Origin of the sequence: Pricia sp. (assembly GCF_041745955.1) — a bacterium.
Classification (GTDB): Bacteria; Bacteroidota; Bacteroidia; order Flavobacteriales; family Flavobacteriaceae; genus Pricia.
On the sequence record NZ_JBGTHY010000458.1, the window covers coordinates 1 to 7,267 of the forward strand.

9 protein-coding genes and 1 pseudogene are annotated in these 7,267 nt (G+C 44.9%); 6 read left to right on the forward strand and 4 right to left on the reverse strand.

Annotation, left to right across the window (positions count from 1 at the left end):
* Both ACEW8S_RS16215 and ACEW8S_RS16220 read left to right on the forward strand, forming a co-directional pair.
* Positions 1 to 1,049, forward strand: a 1,049-nt coding sequence (locus tag ACEW8S_RS16215) for a TonB-dependent receptor domain-containing protein (protein ID WP_373519165.1), incomplete at its 5' end; no start/stop codon positions are given.
* A 207-nt stretch (positions 1,050 to 1,256) separates the two neighbouring features.
* Positions 1,257 to 2,237 carry a Gfo/Idh/MocA family protein gene (locus ACEW8S_RS16220; protein WP_373519166.1) on the forward strand — a complete coding sequence of 327 codons (981 nt, stop codon included), beginning with the start codon at positions 1,257 to 1,259 and terminating at the stop codon, positions 2,235 to 2,237.
* Positions 2,238 to 2,319: 82 nt separating this feature from the next.
* Here ACEW8S_RS16220 and ACEW8S_RS16225 read toward each other — a convergent pair whose 3' ends face one another.
* A complete protein-coding gene (locus ACEW8S_RS16225; RefSeq protein WP_373519167.1) occupies positions 2,320 to 2,757 on the reverse strand; it encodes a hypothetical protein in 438 nt (145 codons plus the stop codon).
* A gap of 188 nt (positions 2,758 to 2,945) precedes the next feature.
* Here ACEW8S_RS16225 and greA point away from each other — a divergent pair, with 188 nt between their 5' ends.
* Complete coding sequence (gene greA / locus ACEW8S_RS16230; RefSeq protein WP_373519168.1) at positions 2,946 to 3,422, forward strand: transcription elongation factor GreA; 477 nt, start codon at positions 2,946 to 2,948, stop codon at positions 3,420 to 3,422.
* Between the two features lie 64 nt (positions 3,423 to 3,486).
* Entirely contained in the window at positions 3,487 to 3,882 is a 396-nt protein-coding gene (locus tag ACEW8S_RS16235; protein WP_373519169.1) for an HIT family protein, read from the forward strand.
* Positions 3,883 to 3,976: 94 nt separating this feature from the next.
* On the opposite strand, the gene ACEW8S_RS16240 is transcribed toward ACEW8S_RS16235, so the two are convergent.
* Positions 3,977 to 4,333 carry a hypothetical protein gene (locus tag ACEW8S_RS16240; RefSeq protein WP_373519170.1) on the reverse strand — a complete coding sequence of 119 codons (357 nt, stop codon included), beginning with the start codon at positions 4,331 to 4,333 and terminating at the stop codon, positions 3,977 to 3,979.
* Positions 4,334 to 4,514: 181 nt separating this feature from the next.
* Entirely contained in the window at positions 4,515 to 5,666 is a 1,152-nt protein-coding gene (locus ACEW8S_RS16245; RefSeq protein ID WP_373519171.1) for a PAS domain-containing sensor histidine kinase, read from the reverse strand.
* 214 nt (positions 5,667 to 5,880) lie between these two features.
* Between ACEW8S_RS16245 and ACEW8S_RS16250 the strand changes: the two genes are divergently transcribed.
* Positions 5,881 to 6,258 (forward strand): DUF3127 domain-containing protein, encoded by a 378-nt coding sequence (locus tag ACEW8S_RS16250; RefSeq protein WP_373519172.1) that lies wholly within the window; start codon positions 5,881 to 5,883, stop codon positions 6,256 to 6,258.
* A gap of 125 nt (positions 6,259 to 6,383) precedes the next feature.
* Positions 6,384 to 7,025, forward strand: a complete 642-nt coding sequence (aat, locus tag ACEW8S_RS16255) for a leucyl/phenylalanyl-tRNA--protein transferase (RefSeq protein WP_373519173.1) — start codon at positions 6,384 to 6,386, stop codon at positions 7,023 to 7,025.
* A gap of 31 nt (positions 7,026 to 7,056) precedes the next feature.
* Here aat and ACEW8S_RS16260 read toward each other — a convergent pair.
* Positions 7,057 to 7,267 (reverse strand): annotated as a pseudogene (locus ACEW8S_RS16260) (DUF2490 domain-containing protein); the annotation flags it as partial.

Genomic DNA, 7,267 nt, shown 5'->3' on the forward strand with positions numbered 1-7,267 from the left:
TTATTTTTGGAGGGGGTCTTAACCGCTATGAGGGCGCACATTTCGGTGAAGTTATTTGGGCCCGTTTCGCCTCGAACAGTGAGATACGGGATCGCTATTACGACGACGATTCCCAAAAGACCGACTTGAATATCTACGCCAAAGCTGATTATGGTGTGACCGATAAATTAAGCCTTTACGCAGATATGCAATACAGAACGGTCGGTTACACGGCCAATGGTGAAGATACTGGCCTTGTCGACGATACCTTTAATTTTTTTAACCCAAAAACGGGCTTGGTGTACGATCTGAACGCGAACAACAACTTATATTTCAGCTATGCCGTTGCCCATCGCGAACCGAACCGTAACGATTATGAGAGCGGTAGCCCCAAACCTGAAAAACTGAACGATTTCGAATTGGGCTGGCGGTATGTCTCGCCCAGCTTTCAAATCAATGCGAATACCTACTATATGCGTTACAAAGATCAATTGGTGCTTACGGGCGAACTGAACGACGTCGGCGCACCCTTGCGCGCCAACGTAGGGGACAGCTATCGGGCGGGGCTCGAACTCGATGCCGTTATTCTGTTTGGGGATGCATTTCAATGGCGCCCCAATGTGGCTTTGAGCACCAATAAGAACATCGACTTTGTTTTTGAGCGTGACGATGTGCTACAAGACTTGGGTAATACCAATATTGCCTATTCCCCAAACCTGGTATTGGGTAATAGTATCGGATATTCCCCCTTAACGAACCTCCAGATTACCGCCTTATCCAAATACGTAGGCGAGCAATATTTGGGTAATATCGATTCAAACATATCGATTTTGGATGCCTACTCGCAGACCGACCTTAATGTAACCTACACCCTGGAATTCGACAAAATGGTCAAAAGTATTACCCTTTCGGGGCTGGTAAACAATATCTTCGATGAAAATGTCGTCTCCGATGGGTTTTTCTTCACCTTTGACGATGATTCTTCGGGAAGGGTGCAAACTTTTGAAGGTGCAGGATACTATCCGCAGGCGGGAATCAATTTTTTGGTGGGTGCCACTGTGCGGTTTTGACCCTCGGTAAAAAGTACGACGCCGAGTTTATGGTCGATGCCGTTGTCGATAAAATTTTGACCTATAAAACATCTGTATGGTCTGGAAGTTAAAATGGCCAAAACAGCACCGATATTTTTACTACCTTCCAATTCTTTCAAATTGGGAATTTGAGATTGGAAATTTAAGAAAGGTTATTAAAGTAGCAAATTCGATAAAATCCTGAATATGAGTATGAAATCAAAAATCCGCTGGGGGATAATAGGGTGCGGCGACGTGACCGAGGTAAAAAGCGGCCCCGCCTATCAAAACACCGAGGGTTTCGAACTGATTGCCGTAATGCGCCGAGATGCCGCCAAGGCCGAAGATTACGCCAGACGCCATGGCGTACCCAAATTCTACTCCGATGCCGATAAGCTTATAAACGACGATGAGGTCGATGCCGTTTATATCGCCACACCGCCAGATAGCCATGCGGCATATGCGCTAAAAGTGGCTGCGGCCGGAAAACCCTGCTGTATAGAAAAACCCATGGCGCCCAGTTATGCCGAAAGTATAGAAATACAGAAAGCTTTTGAGGAAAAAGACCTTCCGCTTTTTGTCGCCTATTATCGGCGTTCGTTGCCACGTTTCCTTAAGATCAAGCAATGGCTCGACGCTAATGAAATTGGTGAGATACGGCATATCCGCTGGTTTTTGGCCAAACCGCCCAGTGAAATTGATACCAGCGGGGAATACAACTGGCGCACGGATACCAAGGTCGCTCCCGGGGGCTATTTTGATGACCTTGCCAGTCATGGCCTCGATCTTTTTGCCTATTATCTTGGGGATTTCGAGGAAGTATATGGCATAGCGAAAAACCAACAGGGGCTCTATTCCGCACATGACGCCGTTACGGCCGCATGGTCCCATAAAAGGGGTGTCACCGGAGATGCTGCTTGGAATTTTGGCTGCGATGAGCGAATAGATCTGGTAGAGATTTTCGGTAGCGAAGGCAAAATCAGCTTTTCGCTGTTTGATGAGAATGAGATTATCCTAAAAAACGTAAAGGGCGAGCAAAAACTTTTTATAGAACACCCGAAGCACGTACAGCAGTTTCATGTCGAAAGTCTAAGGGATGATTTGTTGGGGAATACCACTCATCCGTCTACCGGAAAAACCGCCCTGCACGCTAGTTGGGTAATGGATAAAATTTTGGGGAATATTTAGAAAGCGCCCAAAATAAGTGCAATCGATTTGCGACTTTGCACCCGCTTTGTGTCCCTTGTGGTCAAGGTCTTAGGGATTTGACTTAATTTGACACCACCACAACATTCCCACTTTTTGTCGCCCGATATTCGAGCATATCGTAGTAACGGTTGCCGTCGTCGGGCCGGTTGATCAATTGCCCGGTAAACAAACTATATTCATAGTCTTCGCAAGAACAAGTCGCTGTCTGACCTTCAAGCAGCAGGGTAGAACAATCATTGGGCACGTGGTTGGGGCAACTGGCCTCAAAAGCGCGATATTGACCGATGGTCGATTGTATGACAAAAAACCCTCGGGTACCAATGCCTGCGTTGTCGACGAAAACAGCATTGCCAAAGTTGGTCAGCGGGCTGTACAGGGGCAGGTTCAGGTTCATATCGAAACGGAAACCTATTTCCTGCAAATAGGGGTTACGGTTGCCAAGGTCATTGTCGCAAGAAAACAAGGTTGCCAATAAAATCAAACCAAAAATCCGTGCCATAGTTATTAGATGATGAGTTACAAAATTGAACAAATTTTATGTATATTTGCGTTAAATCCTCTCTAAAAAAGCCGAGTTTACCATGGCCTACATAGAGGATTTTCCTATTGTATTGCACTGACCCTACGCTAGCCTACGCAGAAAGAAAAGTACAAATCGGTGCACGGTATACATTTAACGAGCATATTATGGGTAACGTATCGTATTACACGAAAGAAGGATTAAAAAAATTAAGGGATGAACTGAATCATCTAAAGGATGTGGAGCGTCCCAAAGCGTCACAGGCCATCGGCGAGGCCCGCGATAAGGGCGATTTATCCGAGAATGCGGAATATGACGCTGCGAAGGAAGCACAGGGATTGCTGGAAATGAAAATTTCCAAAATGGAAGAAACCCTTTCCAATGCACGCCTTATCGACGAATCTCAACTGGATACCTCAAAGGTTTTGGTGCTTTCGACCGTAAAATTGAAGAATCGGAGCAATGGTATGGAAATGAAGTATACTTTGGTCGCCGAAAGCGAAGCGGACTTGAAAATGGGAAAGATATCGGTAAGTTCCCCCATCGGCAAAGGTCTTTTGGGAAAAAAAGTAGGCGACACCGCAGAAATCACCGTGCCGAACGGTACCTTGAAATTTGATATTTTGGAAATCACTAGGCGGTAGCAGACGCAGTTGAGGTAAACAGTGAACTCCCTAACCTTGAGCCAGAAATTTAAAATCTTTTCTTATGGCAAGCATCTTTACCAAAATCATCAACGGCGAAATTCCCTGTTACAAAATAGCGGAGGATAATGACTTTTTTGCATTTTTGGATATCAATCCCAATGCAGTGGGCCATACGCTATGCATCCCAAAAAAGGAAGTGGATAAGGTTATGGATTTGGACGAGGCGACGTATATGGGGCTCATGGCCTTTTCAAGAAAAGTGGGCAAAGCCGTTGAAGCGGCCATTGATTGCAAACGGGTCGGTTTGACGGTTATTGGATTGGAAGTGCCCCATGTACACGTGCACTTAATTCCATTGAACGGAATGGGCGATGCCACTTTTCAGCATAAGGTGTCGCTTACCCAGGAAGAATTTAAGACGATCGCGGAGAAAATCCGGTCTAAGCTTTCCATGTGAATCAGGAGTAACTACCTCATGGAGGGATAAAATCAATTGAGAAACAGTATATACACTAGGGCAATCGGCGGGCAGCGTAGATAGAAATATCAGTTTAGGGCAGTTCTACTCCTTCGATAAAAATATAGACGCCCGCGCCCACTACCACTATCAACAAAAGCATCAAGATCCAAAATAGTGCTGTAAACTGTAGTGAGGTTCTTTCCGGCACTACCATTTTCTGGTAATATTTAAAGGTGCGTTCGATGTCGTCGGTCCACTTTACGGGGTATATCGTCGAGCCACAGGTATTGCATACCAATTGGTGGGTTACCTCATTGGTGGTTCTATGGGAAAGCTTCCCGTAGCGGTGCTTCTGAAAAAAAGACAACTTCAGGTCTTGGTTAAAGCATTCCGGACAATTGTTCGTCAGATTGGACTGCTTTATCGTTATCAGTTTTTCTTTTGCCATATCTATCCACTAAAATAAGGTAAAAATTTATAATTTTTTCAACAGAACTACGGCAACCCAAAATTTTCTACATTTTTAGGCATCTGGCATCTGGCATCTGGCATCTGGCATCTGGCATCTGGCATCTGGCATCCGGCATCCGGTCCTTAACTCTTCGCCCCTACAGTTTTCGAACCCCAAACTACGAACTATAAATCCGTAAGGATATCTGCATCACTGTACCCTCCTTACTTGACGAAAGTACTTTTATTTTTCCGTCATGGTATTCCTCAATGATTCTTTTCACAAGGGATAGGCCCAATCCCCATCCGCGTTTTTTCGAAGTGACCCCAGGGTTGAAAATCGCCTGAAAATCGCTTTTCGATATGCCGTGGCCCGTATCGGAAACCTGTATATATACGTTTTTGCCATCCGGGACGATTTCAATGGCAATATTTCCCTTGCCCTTCATGGCATCGATCCCATTTTTCACAAGATTCTCTATGGTCCAATGGTAGAGGGCGTGGTTCAGTAACACCGGCATACTCTTAATCTGCGAATCGAACGAGAAATTGATCAATTTCGAACTCCGTAGTTTCAAATAGTCATACGCATCTTTTGTCTCCTTCACGATATCGTGCGCATCGAGTTTGGGCAGCGAACCGATTTTCGAGAAACGTTCGGTTATCGTTTGCAGCCGATCGATATCCTTTTCGATTTCCTTGGTGATTTCGGGGTTGATGTTTTCGGCCTTTAGCAGTTCGTTCCAACCTAAAAGTGATGATAGTGGCGTGCCGATCTGATGTGCGGTCTCCTTGGCCATGCCCGCCCAAAGCTTGTTCTGTTCCGAAGCTTTGTTCGTCTTGAAGAAAAAGAAAATGACCGTTCCGAAGAGAAAAATAATGAGCAAAAGGGCGATTGGATAAAACTTCAACTTGTTGAGCACTTCGGAGTTGCCATAATATAAGGTGGCCAAATGCTCCCCTTGCTGATCTATGGATATCGGAACGTTCTCTTTGCTATATTTTTCGATAAGGTTTTGTACAACGACCGAATCCAGTTCCTCTTTTGGGTCCATGTTGTTGGTTTTTGTCGAACCGTCCTTATTGACCAGGATCATCGGGGTAGAGGTATTGTTCTGAAAGACTTTGAGGTGTAAGTTGCCCAGATCGGCATTTTCGGAAGATTGTTGGAATTCGGATTGCGCGGTCGCCCAGATTTCCATTTTAAGACGCTCCTCTTCCTTGAATTTCTTGAAAAAACTATTCGTATTCCAAAGGATGAGGCTTACGATAACAAACGATGCTATCAATAAAACAATATTGGAAGATTTGTTTTTAGGATTAAACTTCATCCGATCAGAGTATCTTTTGCGACCGATTTAGGCGGATGGCTTTACCGTGCTATGGATTTTTGTCAAAGATAACGCAATTTGGACTAAAATGGTATGCCGGGCAACATGCTACTGTTTATTTCTTGTGATAACTTGAGTATGATTTATTAGGTGGATTAACGCAATACCGCTACTTTTAATGCTTAAAATTTTAGTTAACATATAATTCATAGTCATGGAAGTAGAAGGAAAAATCAAAAAAATAGAAGAAACGAAGGAGTACGGTAGCAACGGCTTTAGAAAGCGGGAAGTAATCATCACAACCGAGGAGCAATATCCGCAACCAATTGCCATTGAGTTCGTTCAAGACAAAACAGATTTGCTCAACAACTACAGCGTGGGGCAAAACGTAAAGGTCAGTATTAATCTTCGCGGCCGGGAGTGGACCAATCCCCAAGGTGAGGTCAAATATTTCAACTCCATTCAAGGCTGGCGTATCGAAAACCTACAGGCCGCACAAGGTGACAATGCCGTACCGCCGGTACCGCCCGCAGAAGCGTTCGCCCCCGCCGACAACCTGAACGAAGAGGATCACGACGATCTGCCGTTTTAAAGAAATGTTTGTAGAAAAGACCCGTCAGGTTTTCAAAACCTGACGGGTCTTTTCATAACGTATACTCAGGTTTCCGTAATTTTGGTTAAAAATTTTTCTCGAACAAGTCCAAAAGCAACAATGCTTTGACCTTCCGCAACGCCCAATTGAAATTCCCGCCCGTAGAAAACGCCAATGCCGAAGGTCTTCTTGCTGTGGGGGGAGACCTGTCTCCCGAACGCCTGATGTTGGCCTACCGCAGTGGAATCTTCCCATGGTTCAAAGACGATTCGCCGATACTGTGGTGGAGTCCCGATCCAAGAATGGTCTTGTTTCCCCATAAAATAAGAATCTCCAAAAGCATGCGGAAGGTTTTAAGAAGCGACAAGTTTCGGATGTCTCAAAACACCTGTTTCAAAACGGTTATAGAACACTGTTCCCACATCAAACGAACCGGTCAAAAAGGCACTTGGATTACCGCCGAGATGAGGGATGCCTATATCGAACTCCATAAAAAAGGCCATGCCAAATCGTACGAAGTCTGGCACAATGACCAGCTGGTTGGCGGACTCTACGGTATCGACCTTGGCCATATATTTTGTGGCGAAAGCATGTTCAGTACGGTCAGCAATGCCTCAAAATTCGCTTTCGTACACCTAGCTACGGAACTGGAAGCCAAAAAATATACTTTGATCGATTGTCAAATGTATACCGAACATTTGGCGAGCTTGGGTGCGGAAGAAATATCAAGAAAAAAATTCATTGATTTTTTAAACCCTAAACCCTAAACCCTAAACCCTGAAACCATAGCCCTGAACCTTAAAGGGCAAAAGTCAATGAGGTCAACATAAAAAGTACGTTCCCGGTTTTTTGCGTATAGTTCTCTGCGCGGTATTCGGATCCTAATTCCAGTGTAACATTGTTCTTCAATAGCCATCCGACAGTTGCGGTGAGGCGCTGGTCGAATTCCGGCTTACTACCGCGGGCTACGCTTAAAAGGCTTTCCGTCGAGGCAACGAAAAAGGCTTCG

What these genes read in the sequence shown, in the direction of transcription:
- ACEW8S_RS16220 (WP_373519166.1), top strand. Translation starts at nt 1,257, where the DNA reads ATGAGTATGAAATCAAAAATCCGCTGGGGGATAATAGGGTGCGGCGAC.
- ACEW8S_RS16225 (WP_373519167.1), bottom strand. Translation starts at nt 2,757, where the DNA reads ATGGCACGGATTTTTGGTTTGATTTTATTGGCAACCTTGTTTTCTTGC.
- greA (WP_373519168.1), top strand. Translation starts at nt 2,946, where the DNA reads ATGGGTAACGTATCGTATTACACGAAAGAAGGATTAAAAAAATTAAGG.
- ACEW8S_RS16235 (WP_373519169.1), top strand. Translation starts at nt 3,487, where the DNA reads ATGGCAAGCATCTTTACCAAAATCATCAACGGCGAAATTCCCTGTTAC.
- ACEW8S_RS16240 (WP_373519170.1), bottom strand. Translation starts at nt 4,333, where the DNA reads ATGGCAAAAGAAAAACTGATAACGATAAAGCAGTCCAATCTGACGAAC.
- ACEW8S_RS16245 (WP_373519171.1), bottom strand. Translation starts at nt 5,666, where the DNA reads ATGAAGTTTAATCCTAAAAACAAATCTTCCAATATTGTTTTATTGATA.
- ACEW8S_RS16250 (WP_373519172.1), top strand. Translation starts at nt 5,881, where the DNA reads ATGGAAGTAGAAGGAAAAATCAAAAAAATAGAAGAAACGAAGGAGTAC.